Origin of the sequence: Pseudomonas sp. MPFS (assembly GCF_022537035.1) — a bacterium.
GTDB lineage: Bacteria > Pseudomonadota > Gammaproteobacteria > Pseudomonadales > Pseudomonadaceae > Aquipseudomonas > Aquipseudomonas sessilinigenes.
On record NZ_CP066123.1, the window covers coordinates 4,198,358 to 4,221,294 of the forward strand.

Here is a 22,937-nt window from a genome sequence, read left to right on the forward strand (position 1 = left end):
TGACAACGCAGGTAATTTTTAGAGGTGCCCTCAGGAGTCTTCTTCTATATCCAGCAGCAGATGCTCCAGGGCCTCGCGATAGGCTCCGGGCTCCTGCCACAGGCCGCGCTGCTGGGCCTCCAGCAAACGCTCGGTCATATCGCGCAAGGCGTGGGGATTATGCTGGCGAACGAACTCGCGGGCCGAGTCGTCCAGCAGGTAGGCATCGGCCAGCAAGGCGTACTGGTGGTCGTCGATCAGTTCGGTGGTGGCATCGAAGGCGAACAGGTTGTCCAGGGTCGCGGCCATTTCGAAAGCCCCCTTGTAACCGTGGCGCTTGACCCCCTCGATCCATTTCGGGTTAACCGCCCGGGAACGGATCACCCGGTTGAGCTCTTCCTTGAGGCTGCGGATCTTCGGCAGGTCGGGCTGGCTGTGATCGCCGTGGTAGCTGGCGACCTTGGCCCCGCCCAGGCTTTCCACCGCCGCCAGCATGCCGCCCTGGAACTGGTAGTAGTCGTTGGAATCCAGCAGGTCGTGCTCGCGGTTGTCCTGGTTCTGCACCACCGCCTGGACCCGACCCAGGCGAGCGGCGAACTGCTCGCGGGCGGCGGTGCCTACATCGCTGCCGCCGTAGGCGTAGCCGCCCCAGTTGAGGTAGACCTCGGCCAGGTCCTCGCGGCTCTGCCACAGCCGACCGTCGATGGCGCCCTGGACCCCGGCGCCATAGGCCCCGGGCTTGGCCCCGAAGACCCGCCAGCCGGCCTGGCGCGCCGCCGCTTCCGGGTCCAGGCCGCTAGCCTGCAAGGCTTCGCGTTCGGCACGGACCCTGGCCGCCAGGGGGTTCATGTCGGCTGGCTCGTCCAGGGCCGCCACCGCCTGCACCGCCGCGTCGAACAGGCGGATGAGGTTGGCGAAGGCATCGCGGAAGAACCCGGAAATCCGCAGGGTCACATCGACCCGGGGCCGATCCAGCAGGCTCAGGGGCAGGATCTCGAAGTCGTCGACCCGCTGACTGCCAGTGGCCCAGACGGGCCGCACGCCCATCAGCGCCATGGCCTGGGCGATATCGTCGCCACCGGTGCGCATGGTGGCCGTGCCCCAGACCGACAGGCCCAGTTGCAGCAGGTGATCGCCGTGATCCTGCAGGTGGCGCTCGAGGATCAGGTTGGCCGACTGGAAACCGATGCGCCAGGCAGTGGTGGTGGGCAGGTTGCGCACATCCACCGAATAGAAATTGCGCCCGGTGGGCAGCACGTCCAGGCGTCCGCGACTGGGCGCGCCGCTGGGGCCGGCCGGCACGAAGCGGCCTTGCAGGGCCTCGAGCAGGCCGCGCATCTCTGCCGGGCCACAGGCATCCAGGCGCGGCGCCACCACCTCGCGCAAGCCCTCGATGATGCTGCGCACCGGCTCCCAGCCGGCTTCGTCCAGTTGCGCCACCGGGCCTTGCAAGGCCGCCTCGATCAAGCGCCCGGCGTAGATTTCCAGACGCTCGCGCACATCGCCAGCGGTGCGCCACAAGGCATCGCTGAGCTGTTGCAAGGGCTGTGGTCGCCGCCCGGTCCAGGGTTCGGCCAGGGCGCAATCCAACGGGTCGAACCCCAGCTCGAAGGCCTTGGCCAGGGCCCGCAGCAAGCTGGCGTGGGCGCCCTTGCCATCGCCCCGGGGAATGCGCAGCAGGGCCAGCAAGGTATCGATGCGCAAGCGCCCCGCTGGTGACTCGCCGAACACATGCAAGCCGTCGCGGATCTGCGATTCCTTGAGATCGCACAGGTAGGTGTCCAGCCGTGGCAGCCAGAGCGCCGCATCGGCTTCGCCCTCCAGTGGTCCGTCCAGTTGCAGCTCGCGATCGATCTGGGTCTCGCGCACCAGGCGCAGGATGTCCCGCTGCAGCTCGCGGGCGCGGCGCGGGTCGAGCAACTGGGCGTCGTAGTATTCGTCGGCCAGCAGTTCCAGGTTACGCAGCGGGCCGTAGGTCTCGGCGCGAGTCAGGGGCGGCATCAGGTGATCGATGATCACCGCCTGGGTCCGACGCTTGGCCTGGGCCCCCTCCCCTGGGTCATTGACGATGAACGGGTAGATGTTCGGCAGCGGCCCCAGCAAGGCATCCGGCCAGCAGTGGGCCGACAGGCCGACGCCCTTGCCCGGCAGCCACTCGAGGTTGCCGTGCTTGCCGACGTGGATCACTGCGTGGGCGCCGTAGACCTGGCGCAGCCAGAAATAGAACGCCAGGTAGGCATGGGGCGGCACCAGGTCCGGGTCGTGGTACACCGCGCTGGGGTCGACCTGGTAACCCCGGGCCGGCTGGATGCCGATGAAGGTCAGGCCCAGGCGCAGGCCGGCGACCATCAGCCGCCCGTTGCGGAACATCGGGTCCTGCTCCGGGGCGCCCCAGCGCTCCAGCACCGCTTGGCGATTGGCCTCGGGCAGTGCCTGGAACAGACGCTGGTAGTCGTCCAGGGCCAGGCTCTGCTGGCAAGGGCGCAGGTCGAGGCTGTCCAGATCGTTGCTGACGCCACCGAGCAATTGCCGGATCAGCTCGGTGCCGCTGGCCGGCAGCTCGCCAGGCAGCGGATAACCCTCGGCCTGCAAGGCCTTGAGAATGTTCAGCGCCGCCGCCGGGGTATCCAGGCCCACGCCATTGCCGATGCGCCCGTCGCGGGTCGGGTAGTTGGCCAGGACCAGGGCGATGCGCTTGTGCTGGTTGTCCAGGCGGCCCAGCTCGACCCAGTTGCTTGCCAGCCGGGCGACGAAGTCCATGCGCTCGGGCTGGCCGCGATAGCAGACCACGTCCGACTGGCTGCGCTCGCTGCGCCAGGCCAGGTCCTTGAAGCTGATCGGGCGGCTGATGATGCGCCCGTCCAGTTCGGGCAAGGCGATGTGCATGGCCAGGTCCCGTGGGCCCAGGCCCTGCTCGCTGGCCTGCCAGCCCGGCTCGTTGTCCTGGGCGCAGATGGCCTGGATCACCGGGATGTCGCGGCGAAACGGCCGCAGGTGCGGCGCCTCGGGGCTGGACTGGGCGAAACCGGTGGTGTTGAGGATCACTCCCGCGCCGGTCTCATCCAGCCAGTCTTCCACCTGCGCCAGGCAGCCAGGCTCCTTGAGGCTGGCCACGGCGATCGGCAAGGGGTTGAGACCGGCAGCCGCCAGGCGCTGGCAGAACAGATCGATGAATGCGGTGTTGGCCGCCTGCAAGTGCGAGCGATAGAACAGCAGCGCCGCCACCGCCTGGCCGGGCTGCCAGTGGGCCTGCCAATCCGCCAGGCTGGCCTGGCTCCTGGCCGGGTGATAGAGCGCCGTGCGCGGCAGTACCTGCGGCTCGCTCCAGGGATAGTCGCGCCCCAACAGGCCGCTCAAGCAGCGGTAGAAATTCAGCGCATTGTCCCGCCCACCCTGGCGCAGGAACTGCCACAGGCGGTCGCGCTCCACGGCCGACACGGTGCTCAGGTCGCTGAGTTCCGGGTCGGGCCGGTCGTCCCCCGGCACCAGGATCAGCTGCACCCCGCGCCGGGACAGCTCCACCAATTGCTCGACGCCATAACGCCAGTAGGCGATGCCGCCGTGCAGGGACATCAGGATGACCTTGGCATGGCGCAGCACCTGGTCGACGTACAGGTCCACCGAGGCGTGGTTCTGCACCTGCATCGGGTTGGCCAGGCGAAAGCTGGGGTAGTCCGCTGGCAGTTGCTCGGCGGCCTCGGCCAGCAGCGCCAGGCTGGAGTCGCCGCTGCACAGGATCACCAGCTCGGCGGGGGTTTGTCCAAGGTCGGCGATGTTGTCATCCGACACGAATCCGCCGGGCTGGGTCCTGAGCAGGTGCATGGGTCAGGCGCCCAGGGCAGCGCGCAGTTGCGCTTCCAGCTGGGTTGCGTCCAGTTCCTGGCCGATCAGCACCAGGCGGGTGATGCGTTTCTCATCAGCGCCCCACTTGCGGTCGAAGTGCTTGTCGAAACGGGTACCCACGCCCTGGAGCAGCAGGCGCATCGGCTTGCCGGGGATCGCCGCGAAACCCTTGACCCGCAGGATGCCGTGCTTGACCACCAGTTGGGTCAGGGCATCGAGCAGCAAGCTTTCGTCGGCCTCGGGCAGCTCGATGGAGATCGAGTCGAAGGCGTCGTGGTCATGGTCGTCATGATCGTCGCCGTCATGATGGTGGTCATGGTGGCTGTGGCGGCTGTCGATGTGTTCCTCGGAACCGGCACCCACGCCCAGCAGCACATCCAGGGGCAGGCGCCCGCTGCTGGCCTCGATCACCTTGACCGCCGGCGGCAGTTCCTCGGCCACTTCCAGGCGGACCTTGGCCAGGTCGGCCGGGTCGATCAGGTCGGTCTTGTTGAGGATCACCAGGTCGGCGCTGGACAGCTGGTCGGCGAACAGCTCGTGCAGTGGCGACTCGTGGTCCAGGTTGGGGTCGAGCTTGCGCTGGGCGTCCACCTGGTCCGGGAAGGCGGCGAAGGTGCCGGCGGCCACGGCCGGGCTGTCGACCACGGTGATCACCGCATCGACGGTGCAGGCGCTGCGGATTTCCGGCCACTGGAAGGCTTGCACCAGGGGCTTGGGCAGGGCCAGGCCGCTGGTTTCGATGAGGATATGGTCCAGGTCGCCACGGCGGGCCACCAGTTCGCGCATCACCGGGAAGAACTCTTCCTGCACGGTGCAGCACAGGCAGCCGTTGGCCAGCTCATAGACCCGGCCACTGGCTTCTTCTTCGGTGCAGCCGATGGAACACTGCTTGAGGATCTCGCCGTCGATGCCCAGCTCGCCGAATTCATTGACGATCACCGCGATACGACGACCCTGGGCGTTGTCCAGCATGTGCCGCAGCAAGGTGGTCTTGCCCGAGCCCAGGAAGCCGGTGACGATGGTGACGGGAAGTTTGGCCAGTGTTTTCATCGGATGCCCTTTGGCGAAGGTGGCGGGCATACGGGACGAGAGGCACGGCACAAGGCCCGCGCTGATTTCGCCACCGGATCACCCCGCCCGGTTGTAGTGAGAATCATCTTCGAGGCAGGTCTCCTGGCTGGGGGCCTGCCAGTTGGACTGACAGTTCCTGCGCCTTCCCGCCAGCGTCCTGGACGCCCATGCAGTGGCTTTGCAGAAAATCGAACCCTTCACAGTTGCGGGGGCAGCCGCGGCTTCTACCGCGTTCCCGTCTTAGCTTCGACCGCTGGCCGAAGAACCTCGAACGCGCAAGGCTACGCAGAGCGCGGAAAGCGGTCAATGTGCATGTGGCTTCGGGGTGGCTTCGGGTCGCAGTTGGCGATTGACGGCGCCCCTTGCCCATGATTTGCTACACAACTTGTTACGGGTGCCCTTCACAGGGTGAAACGGGAAACCGGTGAATCACGCGCTTGCCAGCCGTGACCAGTCCGGTGCTGCCCCCGCAACGGTAAGCGAGCGAAGTGTCAGATCCACTGTGCCCCGGGCATGGGAAGGCGACACTTGTCGGCAGGGCACGAAACCGCCCCAGCCCCTCGCGAGCCCGGAGACCGGCCCGCAATACACGAATAACAAACCCGCGGTGGGCGGGCGCTGTTGCAAACCCTGCGTGAACGCCACGCGGGGTTTTCCTGCGCCGCTTCCCGCTGACAAACCAAGGGAACGCGCCATGTCGACCATCAGCAGCACCAGCCATTCCGCCAGCAGCACCACCACCCTGAGCCAGCGCCTGGTAGCCGCCATCGGCGCCTCGATCCTCGGCGCCTGCCTGGTGTACTTCGCCGGTTTCTCGCACATCGAGGCGGTACACAACGCCGCCCACGACACCCGCCACAGCGCCGCCTTCCCTTGCCACTGAGACCCGCCCCATGATCAAGCGTATCGCGCAAACCGCGGGCTTCACCGGGCTGCTGGCCGCCCTGCTGCTGACCCTGCTGCAAAGCTTCTGGGTCGCCCCGTTGATCCTGCAGGCGGAAACCTACGAGAAGGCCCCAGCCACCGAGGCAGTCCATGAACACGCCCCCGGCGCCATGGCTGGTCACGTCCACGACGAAGAAGCCTGGGAACCGGAAGACGGCTGGCAGCGAGTGCTGTCCACCACGGGCGGCAACCTGGTGGTCGCCGTCGGCTTCGCCCTGATGCTGGCAGGCCTCTACACCTTGCGCGCGCCCAGCCGCACCTCCCAGGGCCTCCTCTGGGGCCTGGCCGGTTATGCCACCTTTTGCCTGGCCCCTACCCTGGGCCTGCCACCGGAACTGCCCGGCACGGCAGCGGCCGACCTGGTACAGCGGCAGATCTGGTGGGTCGGCGCCGCTGCCTCGACCGCCGTGGGCCTGGCCCTGATCGTGTTCGCCGGCAACTGGCTGCTGAAGTTGCTGGGCGCGGCCATCATCGCCGTGCCCCATGTGATCGGAGCGCCGCAGCCGGAAGTGCACTCGATGCTGGCTCCCGAGGCGCTGGAGGCGCAGTTCAAGATCGCCTCGCAGCTGACCAACGCGGCCTTCTGGCTGGCCCTGGGCCTGATCAGTGCCTGGTTGTTCCGACGCAAGGGCGGGGACGGCTATTCGGCATGACGGCCTGGTGCGCAGGGCCGACCCTGGTGGTCGGCCTGGGCTGCCAGAAAGGCTGCCCGGCAAGCGTCCTGCGCGCCCTGTTGGACCAGGTACTGCAAGCCCATCAGCTGGATAAGGGGCAACTTCGGGCCCTGGCCAGCATCGACCTGAAACGCAGCGAACCCGGGCTGCTGCAACTGGCGGAACAACTGGCCCTGCCATTGACCTGCTTCAGCAGCAGGCAACTGGCGCCTTATGCTTCGCGCCTGAGCCACCGTTCACAGATCGCGTTCGAGCACACCGGCTGCTATGGCGTGGCGGAAAGCGCCGCCCTGGCCATGGCTGAATACCTGCAAACAGGGCCGGCACAGTTGCTGGTACCACGACAAAAAAGCGCCCAGGCAACCCTGGCCTTGGCTGTTTGCCCGTAGAACCCCGATAATCCCCGCCCTCGATCATGAGCAATCTTCATCTGAAGCCCTGCTCCGACCTCTTTTTCACAGGACACAGCCATGACCGTCTACTTCATCGGTGCCGGCCCCGGCGACCCGGATCTGATCACCGTCAAGGGCCAGCGCCTGATCCATCGCTGCCCGGTGATCATCTATGCCGGTTCGCTGGTCCCCCAGGCGGTGCTCGAAGGGCATAGCGCGGTACGGGTGATCAACAGCGCCGAATTGCACCTGGAACAGATCATCCAGGCCATCCGCGAAGCCCATGCCCAGGGCCAGGATGTGGCCCGGGTGCACTCCGGCGACCCAAGCCTGTACGGCGCCATCGGCGAGCAGATCCGCTGCCTGCGGGAGCTGGAGATTCCGTTCGAGATCGTCCCCGGGGTTACCGCCACCGCCGCCTGCGCCGCGCTGCTGGGAGCGGAGCTGACCTTGCCCGACGTCTCCCAGAGCGTGATCCTCACCCGCTATGCGGACAAGACCAGCATGCCCGCCGGAGAAGAATTCGCCAGCCTCGCGGCCCACGGCGCCACCATGGCCATCCACCTGGGGGTCAACCACATGGAGCGGATCGTCGCCGAACTGCTCCCCCACTACGGCGCCGACTGCCCCATCGCAGTGGTGCACCGGGCCACCTGGCCGGACCAGGACTGGGTACTGGGAACCCTGGCGGACATCGCCGCCAAGGTGGCCGCCAAGGGCTTCCGGCGCACCGCGCTGATCCTGGTGGGCCGGGTGCTGGCCAGCGATGCCTTCAGTGAGTCGTCGCTGTACCGCGCCGGCCACGTCCACCTCTATCGGCCCTGACGGCCTGGTTCCAGGCATAAAAAAACGGCGCTCACGGTGCGCCGTTTTTTTGTGTCGCAGCGAACGCCTTAGTAGTAGGCGTTTTCTTTCTGCGTGTGGTCGGTGACGTCGCGCACGCCCTTGAGTTCAGGGATACGCTCGAGCAGGGTGCGCTCGATACCTTCCTTCAAGGTCACGTCCGCCTGGCCGCAGCCCTGGCAGCCGCCGCCGAATTGCAGCACGGCGATGCCGTCATCGACCACGTCGATCAGGCTGACCTGGCCGCCGTGGCTGGCCAGCCCCGGATTGATCTCGGTTTGCAGGTAATAGTTGATGCGCTCGTTGATCGGGCTGTCGGCATTGACCATCGGTACCTTGGCGTTTGGAGCCTTGATAGTCAGTTGCCCACCCATGCGATCGGTGGCGTAGTCGACGACCGCATCATCGAGGAAACCTTCACTGAAGGCGTCGATGTAGGCGGTGAAGCTCTTGAGACCCAGGGCCTTGTCCTCGGGCTTTTCCTCGCCCGGCTTGCAATAGGCGATGCAAGTCTCGGCGTACTGGGTCCCTGGTTGGGTGATGAAGATGCGGATGCCGATCCCGGGAGTGTTCTGCTTGGACAGCAGATCAGCCAGATAATCGTGGGCGGCGTCGGTAATGGTTATGGCGCTCATGGTGGTTCCTCGCAGACGTGGGCGCAGTTTACGCCAATCGATGCTGCTGAAAAAGTCCTAGTGTTTTTGTCAGGATAGACCTTGGTATAAGGCATCCCCGGGGCGCCAAGGGTCGGCCCGGGGCGCACGAATGCTCTAGCTCAAAGGTTTTCGTAGCGGTTCATGTCCATGACCCCCGCCTCCACCGGGTCGGTTTCCTTCAAATAGCGGGTCTGGTCGTGGAAGTACTGCCAGAACTGCGGGTGGCTGCGACGAATCCCCCAGCGTTCGACGATCTTCTCGAAGCCCTCGGCGTCCCTGGCCTCTTGCATGGCCGCAACGAACTCAGGCACCTGGGTGGATGGGATATCGAAGATGAAATTCGGGTAGCTGCTGAGGATACCCGGGAAGATCGTCAGGGTGTCCAGGCCCGGCTGGTAACGCAGCGACTCGCCGAGCATGAAGGCCACGTTACTGTGGGCGCGGTTGCGCAGCATGCTGTAGAACTCGCGCTTGCCACCAGGCGTCTGCACCCTCAGCAAGGTAGCCTCGGGCAACTGCTCGATGACCTTGAGCCCTGCCGCCGGCCGCGACGCCAGGCGGCTCAGGGCCTGTTCGGCATCTTGCAGGGCCGGGTCGATGTTGGGCCGCGAGCAATAGGCGCTGTCACAACGGTTGATCGGGTCCGGCTTGGCATTGAGTTCGCCATAGCGGACCAGCAACTGGTTGGCAAAATCCTTTTTCGGCTCCTTCAGGTCCAGCTTCAGGGCACTACGCTTGCTGTCGTCGACGGACTCGTAATCCAGCCACATCTTGAACTTGCCGCTGTTCTGGTACCAATCGTCGAGGAAATCCTCACGGGTACCGGCGGGCATCAGGCGCAGGAAGTTCTGCTCGGCGCCGTTGCGGATCAAGTCGAAGTACAGCCGGGTCTGGGCCTGGTGCGAAACGTTGCCGAATACGTCGAAGTTCACCGCCAGCTGGTAATAAGTGCGCTCCAGCAACGGATAGTCGAACAGCCACATCGTCTGCGGAATCTCGCCGATCAGGCCCTTGGTCACCGAGGCGCTGTCGAAGTGGCGAAAGATGCTCAACAGCGCGTTGTCGTTGCCGGCCCACAGGGTCGACCAGCTGGGCGCCGGGGCCTCGGCGTAGGAGTCACGGCGCAGGGCCTCGTACTCGTTGCGCTTGTCGCGGTAGGCCAACCACAGGCTGAGCACGCTGCCGACATCGTCGTTCTGCCCGGGCATCGCCAGCAAGGGCGTGGCCTGGCCACGATAGGCCGGGTCGGTGATGTACAGGTCATGCTCCGGGGCCTGGAACAGGGCCCAGAAGTTGTCGCGAATCACGTCGGTGGCGATCTGCCCGCGGCATACCGGGCCACGGATGAAGGTCCGCACGAAGTACTCGGCATTATCCAGCATGAACTGGTAGCGGGCCTTGGCCGGGATCGCCTCGAAGGTCTCGAACGGATTGGCCCGGCGTCCGGGCCCATAACCCGGCAACGCACTGACCTGCCAATCGCCGCTGTAGAACAGGGTCTTGACCCGGGCCAGCTTCGCCGCGCCCAGCGGGTAGGTGATGTGGGTCTTGTGCACGATCACCCCCTGCACCGGCCACAGGCGGTAGTACACCTGGGCGCCCGGGTCGTCGTTGGGGCGCCGGGTATTGATCAGGTCGATGGGCTGGCCAGTGGGGGTACGCGAGCGCACCCACTGGAAGAAATGCCCAGGCTCACCGCCTTCAAAGTAGATGTGCGCCAGGAACCAATGCTCGTAGAGCCAACGCGCCACCAGGCTCTCCCGAGCACCGGGGGCGTTGAGCAGGTTTTCCCACTGGACCACCTGCAGGCTTTCCCGGGCGCTGGGGGCCAGGGCCTGCTCGTCGATCGGTGCCCCGGAAGCCAACCAGCGCTGTAGCGTCTGGTACTGCTGGTTGGTCAAGCCAGTGACCGCCAGGGGCATGCCTTCCTTGGGATGGGCCCCGGCATAACCGTCGAACTCGGCCGGCTGCGGGCACATGTTCTCCCGGTTCAGGCCCAGGACGATCTCACTGGGTAGCTTGGCATTGGGTTGCAGCGGCGTACGGTGCCCCAACTCCAGCATCCGCGCCATCAGCGCCGCCTGGCTGCCCTGGGCATCGAGCACCGAATAGAACCCGCGGCTCTGCCAGGCCGCCTTGCCGCTGGCATCGTAGAACAGCCGGGTCGGGTCCTGGGCCTTGCTCCGCTCACCGTCGTATACCGGCGCCTTCGAGGCGCCACGGGCAGCCCCTTCACCGCTGCCCAGGTTGAGTTGGCAGGCCGAGTCGTAGCAGGCATGGCAAGCCACGCACTTCTCGGTAAAGATCGGCTGGATGTCGCGGGTATAGGAGATCGCCGGCGCCGGACCTTGTGCCATACACAGTGAACTCAATAGCAGCAGCACGCTGCTGACGGCAAAACGATACGGCATGTCCCTGGTCCCGAAAGTAAAAACGTCGCGATTCTACCGGTCCGCTCGGCGAACCAACATGAACGATATTCATGCAAAACCTGTGCATACCGCAAAACCATGCAGGTTTGCTATGCTCCACGCCCTTCGTAATGGCCTTTCCAGGTAGTCCCCATGTCTGACCGCAGTGCTCGCCTCCACGCTCTCCAGCAAGCCCTCAAGGAGCGCATCCTGATCCTCGATGGTGGCATGGGCACCATGATCCAGAGCTACAAGCTCGAGGAGCAGGACTACCGCGGTGAGCGTTTCGCCGACTGGCCCAGTGACGTCAAGGGCAACAACGACCTGCTGGTACTGACCCGTCCGGACGTGATCGGCGCCATCGAGAAAGCCTACCTGGACGCCGGGGCCGACATCCTCGAGACCAACACCTTCAACGCCACCCAGGTGTCCCAGGCCGACTACGGCATGGAGGCGCTGGTCTACGAACTGAACGTAGAAGGTGCCCGCGTGGCCCGCAAGGTGGCCGACGCGAAAACCCTGGAGACCCCGGATAAGCCACGCTTCGTCGCCGGCGTCCTGGGCCCTACCAGCCGCACCTGCTCGATCTCCCCCGACGTCAACGACCCAGGCTATCGCAACGTCACTTTCGACGAACTGGTGAGCAACTACACCGAGGCTACTCGCGGCCTGATCGAGGGCGGCGCCGACCTGATCCTGATCGAGACCATCTTCGACACCCTCAACGCCAAGGCGGCGATCTTTGCCGTGCAGCAGGTGTTCGAGGAGGACGACGTCGAACTGCCGATCATGATCTCCGGCACCATCACCGACGCCTCCGGCCGTACCCTGTCGGGCCAGACCACCGAGGCGTTCTGGAACTCGGTGCGCCACGCCAACCCGATCTCGGTGGGCCTGAACTGCGCCCTGGGCGCCAAGGACCTGCGCCCCTACCTGGAAGAGCTGTCGACCAAGGCCGACACCCATGTCTCGGCCCACCCCAACGCCGGCCTGCCCAACGCCTTCGGCGAATACGACGAGACCCCGGCGGAAATGGCCGCGGTGGTCGAGGAGTTCGCCGCCAGCGGCTTTCTCAACATCATCGGCGGCTGCTGCGGCACCACCCCACCGCATATCCAGGCCATCGCCGAGGCCGTGGCCAAACACAAGCCGCGGGCAATCCCGGACATTCCCAAGGCTTGCCGCCTGTCGGGCCTGGAGCCGTTCACCATCGATCGCCAGTCGTTGTTCGTCAACGTCGGCGAGCGCACCAACATCACCGGCTCCGCCAAGTTCGCCCGGCTGATCCGCGAAGAGAACTACACCGAGGCCCTGGAAGTCGCCCTGCAGCAGGTCGAGGCCGGCGCCCAGGTGATCGACATCAACATGGACGAAGGGATGCTCGACTCCCAGGCCGCCATGGTCCGCTTCCTCAACCTGATCGCCGGTGAGCCGGACATCTCCCGCGTACCGATCATGATCGACTCCTCCAAGTGGGAAGTGATCGAAGCGGGCCTCAAGTGCATCCAGGGCAAGGGCATCGTCAACTCGATCTCGATGAAGGAAGGCGTCGAGCAGTTCAAGCATCACGCGCGCCTGTGCAAGCGCTACGGCGCGGCCGTGGTGGTGATGGCCTTCGACGAGGTCGGCCAGGCCGACACCGCCGCGCGCAAGCGCGAGATCTGCCAGCGCAGCTACGACATCCTGGTCAATGAAGTGGGCTTCCCACCGGAAGACATCATCTTCGACCCGAACATCTTCGCCGTGGCCACTGGTATCGAAGAGCACAACAACTACGCCGTGGACTTCATCGAAGCCTGCGCCTACATCCGCGACCACCTGCCCTACGCCCTGTCGAGCGGCGGGGTGTCCAACGTGTCGTTCTCGTTCCGTGGCAACAACCCGGTGCGCGAGGCGATCCACTCGGTATTCCTCTACCACGCGATCCAGAACGGCCTGACCATGGGCATCGTCAACGCCGGCCAGCTGGAGATCTACGACGAGATCCCACCGGCCCTGCGCGACAAGGTCGAGGACGTGGTGCTCAACCGCACCCCGGAAGGCACCGACGCCTTGCTGGCCATCGCCGACGACTACAAGGGCGGCGGCGCCAGCAAGGAAGTCGAGGACGAGGCCTGGCGTTCGCTGCCGGTGGGCAAGCGCCTGGAGCACGCGCTGGTCAAGGGCATCACCGCCCATATCGTCGAGGACACCGAGGAGTGCCGCCAGCAGTGCGCACGGCCGATCGAGGTCATCGAAGGCCCGCTGATGAGCGGCATGAACGTGGTTGGCGACCTGTTCGGCGCCGGCAAGATGTTCCTGCCCCAGGTGGTCAAGTCGGCCCGGGTGATGAAACAGGCCGTGGCCCACCTGATTCCGTTCATCGAAGCCGAGAAAGGCGACAAGCCCGAGGCCAAGGGCAAGATCCTCATGGCCACGGTCAAGGGCGACGTGCACGACATCGGCAAGAACATCGTCGGCGTGGTCCTGGGCTGCAACGGCTACGACATCGTCGACCTGGGCGTGATGGTGCCGGCGGAGAAGATCCTGCAGACCGCTCGCGATGAGAAGTGCGACATCATCGGCCTGTCCGGCCTGATCACCCCGTCGCTGGACGAGATGGTCCACGTCGCCCGCGAGATGCAGCGCCAGGATTTCTACCTGCCGTTGATGATCGGTGGCGCCACCACCTCCAAGGCCCACACCGCGGTGAAGATCGAGCCCAAGTACAGCAACGACGCGGTGATCTACGTCACCGACGCCTCCCGCGCCGTGGGCGTGGCCACCCAGCTGCTGTCCAAGGAGCTCAAGCCCGGCTTCGTCGACAAGACCCGCCAGGAATACGTGGAAGTGCGCGAGCGCACCGCCAACCGCAGCGCCCGCACCGAGCGCCTGAGCTACGCCCAGGCCGTGGCCGCCAAGCCGCAATATGACTGGGCGGCCTACCAGGCCACGGTCCCCTCCTTCACTGGCGTGAAGATGCTCGACAACATCGACCTGCGCGAGCTGGCCGAGTACATCGACTGGACGCCGTTCTTCATCTCCTGGGACCTGGCCGGCAAATTCCCGCGCATCCTCGAGGACGAAGTGGTGGGCGAAGCCGCCACCGCGCTGTACCAGGACGCCCGCGAAATGCTCGACAAGCTGATCGACGAGAAGCTGATCAGTGCCCGGGCGATCTTCGGTTTCTGGCCAGCCAACCAGGTTGCGCATGACGATATCGAGGTCTATGGCGAAAACGGCCAGACCCTGGCCACCCTGCACCACCTGCGCCAGCAGACCATCAAGCCCGACGGCAAGCCCAACCTGTCCCTGGCCGACTTCGTCGCGCCCAAGGACAGCGGCGTGACCGACTACATCGGCGGTTTCATCACCACCGCCGGCATCGGGGCCGAGGAAGTGGCCAAGGCCTACCAGGACAAGGGCGACGACTACAGCTCGATCATGGTCAAGGCCCTGGCCGACCGCCTGGCCGAAGCCTGTGCCGAGTGGCTGCACGAACAGGTGCGTAAAGAACACTGGGGCTACGCCAAGGATGAACACCTGGACAACGAGGCGCTGATCAAGGAGCAGTACAGCGGCATCCGCCCTGCCCCGGGCTATCCGGCGTGCCCGGACCACACCGAGAAGAGCACCCTGTTCGCCCTGCTCGATCCCGAGGCCAGCGAAGGCAAGGCCGGCCGTAGCGGCGTGTTCCTCACCGAGCACTTCGCGATGTTCCCGGCGGCCGCTGTCAGCGGCTGGTACTTCGCCCACCCGCAGGCGCAGTACTTTGCCGTGGGCAAGGTCGACAAGGACCAGGTGCAGAGCTACACCCAGCGCAAGGGCCAGGAACTGGCGGTGAGCGAGCGCTGGCTGGCCCCCAACCTGGGCTACGACAACTAGGAGCGAGCCGGCTCCCTTGCCTGGACATTGTCTATGCTCTGTTGACACCCAACCGTGTCGAGGGATTTATGGACGATCCAAGCAACAGCCGGCCACCCACCTTCCTGCAAATGCTGCAAAGCGTTCTGGCAGCAGCCTTCGGCGTACAGAGCGGGAAAAACCGCGCCCGCGACTTCAGCCACGGCAAGCCCAGCCACTTCATCGCGCTGGGCATCCTGTTCACCACGCTGTTCGTCCTGGTACTGCTGGGCATCGCCAAGCTGGCGATGCACCTGGCGGGTGTCTGATCATCTAGCGCAGCAGCAATTGCAAGCCGAAGGGGTAGCGATAGCCTGCCGGCTTGCCCTGCGCGGACAAGGCACGAAAGTCCACGCCCGTCCCGGCCTGGTTGCCCAGGCGCAGCAATTGCTGGGCCTGGGTCCGGGTCAGGGGTTGTAACAGCGGCAGGCGCCAGTCCGGCCCGCCCAGGAGCCGGGGATCGATCCCCAACGCGTCATCGTGCAGTGCCACCAGGGCCCAGCCACCCAGGGTGAAGTGCCCGGCGACCAGCACCGACAACTGTCCATCGATCAATGCCTGCAAAGCCTCGGGCGAGCTGTTGAGGCCGCTGAACAACAGGTCCTTGCCCGGCTTGAGCCCCAGTTCACGGGCGGCATCCATGGCCCCCAAGGCCATTTCATCGTTGGCCGACCAGACCAGCCGGGTCTGCGGATAGCGACGCAACAGTTGCTGCGCCTGGCGATAGGCGCGCTCCCGTGCCCACTCGCCATAAACCAGCTGGCGCAAATGCACCTGCGGGAATTCGGCCAGGGCCCGACGCAGCCCCTGCTCGCGCAGTTGCGCCGAGGGCGTGACCTTCAACCCGGAGAAAGCCAGGAGTTCGATGCTCTGCCCGTCCGCCACTGGCCCGTGCTGGCGCAAGAGTTCCTTGAGCATCAGGTAGCCAGCTTCTTCATCGTTGCCCAGCATGCTGCCGATCCAGTCGGAGTACTTGTGCCGGCTCTGGCTGATCAGGTCGCGCTGGTCCTGGGTCAGCGCGCTGTTGACGATGAACAGCTTGATCCCGGTACCCTGGGAAAGCCGCAGGATCTGCGGTGCGATGTACTGCTCGTTCACCAGCATCAGGTAGTCGGGCTTATGCGCCCCGCGGATCACTTCCCGGGCTTGCTCCAGGGTCCTGCCAGCGTCGCGCTCGGCATAGAGGATGCGCAGGTCCATGCCCAGGTTCTTGGCGGCGATCTGCATGAAATGCGAATAGCTGACCCAGAAGGTCTCCGTGGAATTGCCGGGATTGAGAAACACCACTGATGTGGCCTGAGCCAGGGTCCAGAACGGCAGGCTCAACCACAACACACACTTGCACAACAACTTGAACATCACGAAAAGAGCCCCAGAATTATCCCAGGCAGTATAACTGGCAAAATACTGGCCAACGGCGGCAAATTGTCCCGATTGTCCGACAACCCAGGCTCTTTGTTATCGCCTTGCTATTGGTGGCTGACCCAAAACACGGCCGTACCCACGACCAGTATGATCAGAAAGAGAATGGCCCAAGCATCAACGGTACTGTCGTTTTTCCTGGCTTTGGTTGGATGGCTCATAGCATCGCCTCTAGTAGATTTTATCGGTGACTGCTCAAAGACACGTCCACAGTTAAGCCCATGATTTCCCACACCTCAAATGTGGATACTGATAAAGGCTCTTCGTTAGTCATTTTGGTTCTTTACATATACTCAAACATCACTTTTGCGCATAACTGCAAACTGGTATCGTTCGGCGGCTCCGATCGGAGTGCGCGGCCGTGCGCGCAGATTTGCTTACGTGGGTAGCGTTGAGCATCAACGAAGGCAGAACGAGATGAACCCGGTGACCCGCCGCTATCGACGTCAGTCGCAACGGCCTGATGAACCTGTTCACCGCAGTATTTGCCGAGTGTGCCTTCAAGCCGCCTGTAGCCTGAGAACTGGACCTATATGTACGTATACGACGAGTACGATCAGCGGATCATCGAGGACCGCGTCAAGCAGTTCCGTGATCAGACCCGACGCTATCTGGCAGGTGAGCTGAGCGAAGAAGAATTCCGCCCCCTGCGCCTGCAGAACGGGCTTTACATCCAACGCTTTGCCCCGATGCTGCGGGTCGCCGTGCCCTATGGCCAGTTGAACTCGCGCCAGGCACGGATGATGGCCAAGATCGCCCGCGACTACGACAAGGGCTACGCGCACATCAGCACCCGGCAGAACGTGCAGTTCAACTGGCCGGCCCTGGAAGACGTGCCGGAGATCCTGGCCGAGCTGGCCACCGTGCAGATGCACGCCATCCAGACCAGCGGCAACTGCCTGCGCAACGTCACCACCGACCAGTTCGCCGGCGTCGCTGCCGACGAGCTGGTGGACCCGCGCCCCTGGTGCGAGATCGTCCGCCAGTGGACCACCTTCCACCCCGAATTCGCCTACCTGCCGCGCAAGTTCAAGATCGCCATCAATGGCTCGACCGCAGACCGCGCGGCCATCGAGGTGCACGACATCGGCCTGGAGCCGCACTACAACGCCGCCGGCGAGCTGGGCTTCCGGGTGCTGGTGGGCGGTGGCCTGGGCCGGACCCCAGTGGTCGGCGCCTTCATCAATGAGTTCCTGCCCTGGCAGGATCTCCTGAGCTACCTCGACGCCATCCTGCGGGTCTACAACCGCTACGGTCGGCGCGACAACAAGTACAAGGCGCGGATCAAGATCCTGGTCAAGGCCCTGACCCCCGAAGTGTTCGCCGAGAAGGTCGATGCCGAGATGGTCCACCTGCGTGGCGGCCAGACCACCCTGACCGAGGCCGAAGTGCATCGCGTGGCCCGGCACTTCGTCGATCCGGACTACAAGGCCCTGGACAACCAGGATGCCGCCCTCGCCGCCCTGGACCAGGAGCACCCGGGTTTCGCCCGCTGGCGCACCCGCAACACCCTGGCCCACAAGAAGCCGGGCTACGTGGCCGTGAGCCTGTCGCTCAAGCCCACCGGCGTGGCCCCGGGCGATGTCACCGACAAGCAGTTCGATGCCATCGCCGACCTGGCCGACCGCTACAGCTTCGGCTTGCTGCGCACTTCCCACGAGCAGAACGTGATCCTCGCCGACGTCGAGCAGAGCCAGCTGTTCACCCTGTGGGGCGAGCTGCGGGAAAACGGTTTCGCCACCCCGAACATCGGCCTGCTGACCGACATCATCTGCTGCCCTGGCGGTGATTTCTGCTCCCTGGCCAACGCCAAGTCGATCCCGATCGCCGAATCCATCCAGCGCCGTTTCGACGACCTGGACTACCTGTTCGACATCGGCGAGCTGGACCTGAACATCTCCGGTTGCATGAACGCTTGCGGCCACCACCACGTGGGCCACATCGGCATCCTCGGCGTCGACAAGAAAGGCGAGGAGTTCTACCAGGTCTCCCTGGGCGGCAGCGCCAGCCGCGACGCCAGCCTGGGCAAGATCCTCGGCCCGTCCTTCGCCCAGGACGACATGCCCGATGTGATCTCCAAGCTGATCGACGTGTACGTGGAGCAACGCACCGAAGACGAGCGTTTCATCGACACTTACCAACGTATTGGCATCGACCTCTTCAAGGAGCGCGTCTATGCAGCGAATCATTAAGAACAACGAGGTCGTCGACGAAACCTGGCATCTGCTGCCCAAGGACGCGACCCTCGACGGCATCTCCAACTGCGACGACCTGATCGTGCCGCTGGCCCTGTGGCGCGATCACGGCCACGCGCTCAAGGCCCGTGACGGCGGCCTGGGCATTTGGCTGGACGCAGACGAAGAAGCCGAAGAAATCGGCGACGATGTCCACAACTTCCAGGTGATTGCCTTGAACTTCCCGGCCTTCACCGACGGCCGCAACTACTCCAACGCCCGCCTGCTGCGTGATCGCTATGGCTACAAGGGCGAGCTGCGGGCCATCGGCGACGTGCTGCGCGACCAGCTGTTCTACCTGCAACGCTGTGGCTTCGACGCCTACGCGCTGCGGGCCGACAAGGACCCCTACGAAGCCCTGGAAAGCCTCAAGGACTTCTCGGTGACCTACCAGGCCTCCACCGACCAGCCACTGCCGCTGTTCCGCCGCCGCTAAGCGTCGCGCCAACAAAAAGCCCTGGACCGGTTTCCCGCTCCAGGGCTTTTTTGTATCTGGCGTCTTCTAGACCGTCATCGCCGGCACGCTCCTACAAAAGCCATGGGTTCGAGCTTCGTTGTAGGAGCGAGGCTTGCCCGCGATCGCTCTCAAGGAGAGCACCAACGGCAAGCTCGCGCGGCCTTACCAGAAACGCTGCTGGGTCAGGCGGCTCCACCAGGTCAGCAACACGCGGTCCACCGAACCGCTGGCCGCCAGCCCTACCCGCTCCTGCAGGCTCTTGCGCTCGGCGTAGTGCAGGTGGAACACCTCGGCCGCCTTGGCTTTTTCGGCCAGGTACTCGTCGCTGGTCTGCAACTCGTCCACCAGCTGTTTTTCCTGGGCCGCCACACCCAGCCAGACTTCGCCGGTGGCCACTTCGTCGATGGCCAGTTGCGGGCGATAGCGGGCCACGAAGTTCTTGAACAGCTGGTGGGTGACGTCCAGGTCCTCCTGGAACTTCTCCCGGCCCTTCTCGGTGTTCTCGCCGAACACGGTCAGGGTGCGCTTGTATTCACCGGCGGTGAGCACCTCGAAGTCGATGTCGTGCTTCTTCAGCAGGCGATTGACGTTGGGCAACTGCGCCACCACGCCGATGGAGCCGAGGATGGCGAACGGTGCGCTGATGATCTTCTCGCCGATGCACGCCATCATGTAGCCGCCGCTGGCCGCGACCTTGTCGATGCACACGGTCAGCGGCACCCCGGCCTGGCGAATACGCGCCAGCTGCGAGGAGGCCAGACCATAGCTATGGACCATGCCGCCACCGCTTTCCAGGCGCAGCACCACTTCATCCTTGGGCGTGGCCAGGCTCAGTACCGCGGTGATCTCGTGGCGCAGGCCCTCGGTGGCCGAGGCCTTGATATCGCCGTTGAAATCCAGCACGAACACCCGCGGCTTATCCTCGGCGGGCTGCTTCTTCTGCTTCTTCTCGGCCTTGCCCTTGGCCTTGCGCAAGGCCTTGAGCTGATCCTTGTCCAACAGGCTCTGCTCCAGGCGCTCGCGCAGCTCCTTGTAGAAATCGTTCAGCTTGCTGACCTGCAACTGCCCGACGCCCTTGCGCCGCCCCTTGCTGCGCAGGGCGGCGGCGGTGATCAGCACCACCAGGATGGCGACCACCAGGGTCACGGTCTTGGCCAGGAAACTGGCGTACTCGACAAAAAACTCCACGGAAACTCCTTACGCATGATCGCCGCCAACCCGCGGCGCAATGGGTCCAAGCATACCGGCGCGACCGGTCGGCCACCAGTCGCGAAACCTTGTGTAATCACGCTCCAACAATCATTTCAAACAAGCGTATGTTTTTTCATTGACAGCTCACCGGCATCCTCATAACCTCGCAAAACTTTCAACGTGCCGGGATGACGCGGACGTGGGCAGCATCTACTTGATTCGACATGGCCAGGCCTCCTTCGGTGCAGACGACTATGACGTGCTGTCGCCCATCGGTGTTCGCCAGGCCAGCGTCCTGGGCGACCACCTGGCCGCCCTCGGAGTGAACTTCGATCGCTGCCTGTCCGGTGACCTGCAACGCCAACAGCATACCGCCCAGGCCACCCTGGAGCAGCTCGGCGCTGCCGGCCTGGCCCGGCCGACGCTGGAGATCGACCCGGCATTCAACGAGTTCGACGCCGACGCCATCATCCGCGCATTGCTGCCCGATCTGTTGTCCCAGGAACCCGAGGCGCTGAACACCCTGCGCAACGCCGCGCAAAATCGTGCTGAATTCCAACGCATCTTCGCCCTGATCATCCAGCGCTGGCTGGCCGGCACCTACGACCCACCCGGGCTGGAAAGCTGGCTGGGCTTCGTCGAGCGGGTCCAGGGTGGCCTGCAACGAATCCTGGAGGCCGCGGACAACCGGCAGAAGATCGCCGTGTTCACCTCCGGCGGCACCATCACCGCCCTGCTCCACCTGATCACCCGGATGCCCGCCCAGCAGGCGTTCGAACTCAATTGGCAAATCGTCAACACCTCGCTCAACCAGCTGAAGTTTCGCGGACGCGAGGTGTCCCTGGCTTCCTTCAACGGTCATACGCATCTGCAACTGTTGAAGGCACCGGAGCTCATCACCTTCCGTTGAGCCCGATTCACTGTGAACCTTGCTGTAACCACCCATAAAAGGATCGAACCATGACCTCCGTAGCTGACGCCGTAAAAGCCATGCAAGCCAAGTTCAACCCAGCTGCCGCTGCCGGCCTGGACCTGGTTTTCGGTTTCCGCATCGATGACACCAAGCACTTCTCGCTGGTAGTGAAAGACAGCACCTGCGAACTCAAGGAAGGCGAGAACCCAGACGCCCAGGTCACCCTGGTGATGGACGGCGAGACCCTGGACGGCATCGTCAGCGGCGAAACCGACGGCATGCAGGCGTTCATGGGCGGCAAGCTGCGCACCGAAGGCGACATGATGCTGGCCATGAAACTGAGCGAACTGTTCCCAGCCTAAGCGGCACAGTTTCCAGCTCCTGACGAATCCCGCCCCATGGCGGGATTCGTCGTTTCAGCCCTGGGCAAGTTGCCTCATCGGTGCCACGGCGGATGCCGCCAGCAGCTCCCGGGTATAGGGGTGTTGCGCCGCGGCGAACAACTGCTGCGTCTGGCCACGCTCCACCACCTGGCCGTCCTTCATCACGATCAAGTCATGGGCCAGGGCCTGGACCACTGCCAGGTCGTGGCTGATGAACAGGTAGGTCAGGCCATGCTCTTGCTGCAAGCGCCGCAGCAGTGCCACCACCTGCTTCTGCACCGTGCGGTCCAGGGCCGAGGTGGGCTCGTCCAGCAGGATCAGTTCAGGCTTGAGTACCAGGGCCCGGGCGATGGCGATGCGTTGGCGTTGACCACCGGAAAACTCGTGGGGATAACGATGCCGCGCGGCCGGGTCCAGGCCCACCTGCTCCAGCACCTCGATCACCGCCCGCTCTTGTTGCCCAGGGTCCAGGTCGGTGTGCACCCGCAAGCCCTCGGCAATGATCTGCTGCACGCTCAGGCGCGGACTGAGGCTGCCGAACGGGTCCTGGAACACCACCTGCAGTTGTCGGCGCAGCGGCCGCAGCTGCGCCCCCTCCAATCCCTCCAGGGCCTGTCCATTGAAGCGGATGTGCCCTTCGCTGGCGATCAACCGCAGGATCGCCTGGCCCAGGGTCGACTTGCCCGAGCCGGACTCACCAACGATGCCCAGGGTCTTGCCCCGTTGCAGTTGCAGGTCGATGCCATCCACCGCCTTCAGGTAGCGCCGTGGCCGCCACCAGCCGCCGCCCTGGCGGAACCAGACCTTGAGTCGCTCCACCGCCAGCAGGGTCTCACTGCTCCCCCTGGGCAGGGCCTGGCCACCGGGCTCGGCATTGAGCAACTCCAGGCTGTAGGGATGTCGAGGCGCCTGGAACAACTGCTGGCAATCAGCCTGCTCGACAATGCAGCCGCCGCGCATTACCGCCACGCGCTGGGCAATGTGGCGTACCAGGTTCAGGTCATGACTGATGATCAGCAACGCCATGCCCAGGCGCTGTTGCAACGCCTGGAGCAACAGCACGATCTTGCGCTGCACGGTCACATCCAGGGCCGTGGTGGGCTCGTCGGCGATCAGCAGCTCCGGTTCGCAAGCCAGGGCCATGGCGATCATCACCCGTTGGCGTTGGCCCCCGGACAACTGGTGCGGGTAGGCCTTGAGCCGCTCCCGGGGTTGCTGGATCCCCACCAGCTCCAGCAGTTCGAGGATCCGCTCCCGGGCCTGGGCTCCCGCCAACCCCTTGTGCAGGCGCAGGGTCTCGCCCAACTGCCGCTCGACGCTGTGCAGCGGATTGAGCGAGCTCATGGGCTCCTGGAAGATCATCGCGATACGGTTGCCGCGCAGTTGGCGCAAACGCCCCGGCGCCACCCCCAGCAACTCCTCCCCGCGATAGCGGATGCTGCCCTCGATCCGCGCCGCACGCGGGTCGAGCAATTGCAGGATGCTGTGGGCGGTCACCGACTTGCCGGAGCCGGACTCGCCCACCAGCGCCAGGCACTCACCAGGGCGGATCTGAAGGTCCAGGCCATGCACCACCTCGGTGGCGCCGAAGGCCACTTTCAGGCCACGTAGTTCAATCAGGGCTTGGGTCATCTTGGGCAC

General features: G+C 64.7%; 17 protein-coding genes and 2 riboswitches. Of the genes, 10 read left to right on the plus strand and 7 right to left on the minus strand.

What is annotated here, in order from left to right:
• Positions 1-30: 30 nt before the first annotated feature.
• A complete protein-coding gene (gene cobN, locus I9018_RS19160) occupies positions 31-3,801 on the minus strand; it encodes a cobaltochelatase subunit CobN (protein WP_241107229.1) in 3,771 nt (1,256 codons plus the stop codon).
• A 3-nt stretch (positions 3,802-3,804) separates the two neighbouring features.
• Positions 3,805-4,872 (minus strand): cobalamin biosynthesis protein CobW, encoded by a 1,068-nt coding sequence (gene cobW, locus I9018_RS19165; RefSeq protein ID WP_277398075.1) that lies wholly within the window; start codon positions 4,870-4,872, stop codon positions 3,805-3,807.
• A gap of 95 nt (positions 4,873-4,967) precedes the next feature.
• Positions 4,968-5,178, minus strand: a riboswitch (cobalamin riboswitch).
• A 90-nt stretch (positions 5,179-5,268) separates the two neighbouring features.
• Positions 5,269-5,492, plus strand: a riboswitch (cobalamin riboswitch).
• A gap of 95 nt (positions 5,493-5,587) precedes the next feature.
• On the opposite strand from cobW, the gene I9018_RS19170 reads away from it, so the two are divergent.
• From I9018_RS19170 to cobM, 4 genes are all read left to right on the plus strand, one after another.
• Positions 5,588-5,776: a CbtB-domain containing protein gene (locus tag I9018_RS19170; protein WP_068581406.1), complete on the plus strand. Its 189-nt coding sequence runs from the start codon at positions 5,588-5,590 to the stop codon at positions 5,774-5,776.
• A gap of 10 nt (positions 5,777-5,786) precedes the next feature.
• On the plus strand, positions 5,787-6,491 hold the full coding sequence (locus I9018_RS19175) for a CbtA family protein (protein WP_068581408.1): 705 nt from the start codon (positions 5,787-5,789) through the stop codon (positions 6,489-6,491).
• Positions 6,488-6,901, plus strand: a complete 414-nt coding sequence (locus tag I9018_RS19180; protein WP_241107230.1) for a cobalamin biosynthesis protein — start codon at positions 6,488-6,490, stop codon at positions 6,899-6,901. Before I9018_RS19175 ends, I9018_RS19180 begins: the two co-directional genes overlap by 4 nt.
• 81 nt (positions 6,902-6,982) lie before the next feature.
• The gene (gene cobM / locus I9018_RS19185; RefSeq protein ID WP_241107231.1) at positions 6,983-7,729 is read left to right on the plus strand and encodes a precorrin-4 C(11)-methyltransferase; all 747 of its coding nucleotides are present in this window, start codon (positions 6,983-6,985) and stop codon (positions 7,727-7,729) included.
• A 68-nt stretch (positions 7,730-7,797) separates the two neighbouring features.
• On the opposite strand, the gene nfuA is transcribed toward cobM, so the two are convergent.
• Together nfuA and I9018_RS19195 are read right to left on the minus strand one after the other, a co-directional pair.
• Positions 7,798-8,382 carry a Fe-S biogenesis protein NfuA gene (gene nfuA / locus I9018_RS19190; RefSeq protein ID WP_047305029.1) on the minus strand — a complete coding sequence of 195 codons (585 nt, stop codon included), beginning with the start codon at positions 8,380-8,382 and terminating at the stop codon, positions 7,798-7,800.
• A gap of 140 nt (positions 8,383-8,522) precedes the next feature.
• A complete protein-coding gene (locus I9018_RS19195) occupies positions 8,523-10,814 on the minus strand; it encodes a fatty acid cis/trans isomerase (RefSeq protein ID WP_241107232.1) in 2,292 nt (763 codons plus the stop codon).
• 153 nt (positions 10,815-10,967) lie between these two features.
• Here I9018_RS19195 and metH point away from each other — a divergent pair, with 153 nt between their 5' ends.
• Positions 10,968-14,678 carry a methionine synthase gene (metH, locus tag I9018_RS19200; protein ID WP_241107233.1) on the plus strand — a complete coding sequence of 1,237 codons (3,711 nt, stop codon included), beginning with the start codon at positions 10,968-10,970 and terminating at the stop codon, positions 14,676-14,678.
• 68 nt (positions 14,679-14,746) lie between these two features.
• Positions 14,747-14,965, plus strand: coding sequence for a DUF2970 domain-containing protein (locus tag I9018_RS19205; protein WP_068581422.1), 219 nt, complete (start codon positions 14,747-14,749; stop codon positions 14,963-14,965).
• 4 nt (positions 14,966-14,969) lie between these two features.
• Here the strand turns inward: I9018_RS19205 and I9018_RS19210 are convergent, their stop codons facing one another.
• Entirely contained in the window at positions 14,970-16,055 is a 1,086-nt protein-coding gene (locus tag I9018_RS19210) for an ABC transporter substrate-binding protein (RefSeq protein WP_068581425.1), read from the minus strand.
• Positions 16,056-16,651: 596 nt separating this feature from the next.
• Here I9018_RS19210 and I9018_RS19215 point away from each other — a divergent pair.
• Positions 16,652-18,310 carry a nitrite/sulfite reductase gene (locus tag I9018_RS19215; RefSeq protein WP_068581428.1) on the plus strand — a complete coding sequence of 553 codons (1,659 nt, stop codon included), beginning with the start codon at positions 16,652-16,654 and terminating at the stop codon, positions 18,308-18,310.
• Complete coding sequence (locus tag I9018_RS19220) at positions 18,294-18,788, plus strand: DUF934 domain-containing protein (RefSeq protein ID WP_068581431.1); 495 nt, start codon at positions 18,294-18,296, stop codon at positions 18,786-18,788. Before I9018_RS19215 ends, I9018_RS19220 begins: the two co-directional genes overlap by 17 nt.
• A gap of 183 nt (positions 18,789-18,971) precedes the next feature.
• Here the strand turns inward: I9018_RS19220 and sohB are convergent, their stop codons facing one another.
• On the minus strand, positions 18,972-19,997 hold the full coding sequence (gene sohB / locus I9018_RS19225; RefSeq protein ID WP_241107234.1) for a protease SohB: 1,026 nt from the start codon (positions 19,995-19,997) through the stop codon (positions 18,972-18,974).
• A 202-nt stretch (positions 19,998-20,199) separates the two neighbouring features.
• Between sohB and I9018_RS19230 the strand changes: the two genes are divergently transcribed.
• Together I9018_RS19230 and I9018_RS19235 are read left to right on the plus strand one after the other, a co-directional pair.
• Entirely contained in the window at positions 20,200-20,910 is a 711-nt protein-coding gene (locus I9018_RS19230) for a histidine phosphatase family protein (RefSeq protein WP_068581439.1), read from the plus strand.
• A 50-nt stretch (positions 20,911-20,960) separates the two neighbouring features.
• Positions 20,961-21,275, plus strand: coding sequence for an SCP2 sterol-binding domain-containing protein (locus I9018_RS19235; RefSeq protein WP_068581441.1), 315 nt, complete (start codon positions 20,961-20,963; stop codon positions 21,273-21,275).
• Between the two features lie 54 nt (positions 21,276-21,329).
• Here I9018_RS19235 and I9018_RS19240 read toward each other — a convergent pair whose 3' ends face one another.
• Positions 21,330-22,928 (minus strand): ABC transporter ATP-binding protein, encoded by a 1,599-nt coding sequence (locus I9018_RS19240; protein ID WP_124347971.1) that lies wholly within the window; start codon positions 22,926-22,928, stop codon positions 21,330-21,332.
• Positions 22,929-22,937 lie beyond the last annotated feature (9 nt).

What these genes read in the sequence shown, in the direction of transcription:
- cobN (WP_241107229.1), bottom strand. Translation starts at nt 3,801, where the DNA reads ATGCACCTGCTCAGGACCCAGCCCGGCGGATTCGTGTCGGATGACAAC.
- cobW (WP_277398075.1), bottom strand. Translation starts at nt 4,872, where the DNA reads ATGAAAACACTGGCCAAACTTCCCGTCACCATCGTCACCGGCTTCCTG.
- I9018_RS19170 (WP_068581406.1), top strand. Translation starts at nt 5,588, where the DNA reads ATGTCGACCATCAGCAGCACCAGCCATTCCGCCAGCAGCACCACCACC.
- I9018_RS19175 (WP_068581408.1), top strand. Translation starts at nt 5,787, where the DNA reads ATGATCAAGCGTATCGCGCAAACCGCGGGCTTCACCGGGCTGCTGGCC.
- I9018_RS19180 (WP_241107230.1), top strand. Translation starts at nt 6,488, where the DNA reads ATGACGGCCTGGTGCGCAGGGCCGACCCTGGTGGTCGGCCTGGGCTGC.
- cobM (WP_241107231.1), top strand. Translation starts at nt 6,983, where the DNA reads ATGACCGTCTACTTCATCGGTGCCGGCCCCGGCGACCCGGATCTGATC.
- nfuA (WP_047305029.1), bottom strand. Translation starts at nt 8,382, where the DNA reads ATGAGCGCCATAACCATTACCGACGCCGCCCACGATTATCTGGCTGAT.
- I9018_RS19195 (WP_241107232.1), bottom strand. Translation starts at nt 10,814, where the DNA reads ATGCCGTATCGTTTTGCCGTCAGCAGCGTGCTGCTGCTATTGAGTTCA.
- metH (WP_241107233.1), top strand. Translation starts at nt 10,968, where the DNA reads ATGTCTGACCGCAGTGCTCGCCTCCACGCTCTCCAGCAAGCCCTCAAG.
- I9018_RS19205 (WP_068581422.1), top strand. Translation starts at nt 14,747, where the DNA reads ATGGACGATCCAAGCAACAGCCGGCCACCCACCTTCCTGCAAATGCTG.
- I9018_RS19210 (WP_068581425.1), bottom strand. Translation starts at nt 16,055, where the DNA reads ATGTTCAAGTTGTTGTGCAAGTGTGTGTTGTGGTTGAGCCTGCCGTTC.
- I9018_RS19215 (WP_068581428.1), top strand. Translation starts at nt 16,652, where the DNA reads ATGTACGTATACGACGAGTACGATCAGCGGATCATCGAGGACCGCGTC.
- I9018_RS19220 (WP_068581431.1), top strand. Translation starts at nt 18,294, where the DNA reads ATGCAGCGAATCATTAAGAACAACGAGGTCGTCGACGAAACCTGGCAT.
- I9018_RS19235 (WP_068581441.1), top strand. Translation starts at nt 20,961, where the DNA reads ATGACCTCCGTAGCTGACGCCGTAAAAGCCATGCAAGCCAAGTTCAAC.
- I9018_RS19240 (WP_124347971.1), bottom strand. Translation starts at nt 22,928, where the DNA reads ATGACCCAAGCCCTGATTGAACTACGTGGCCTGAAAGTGGCCTTCGGC.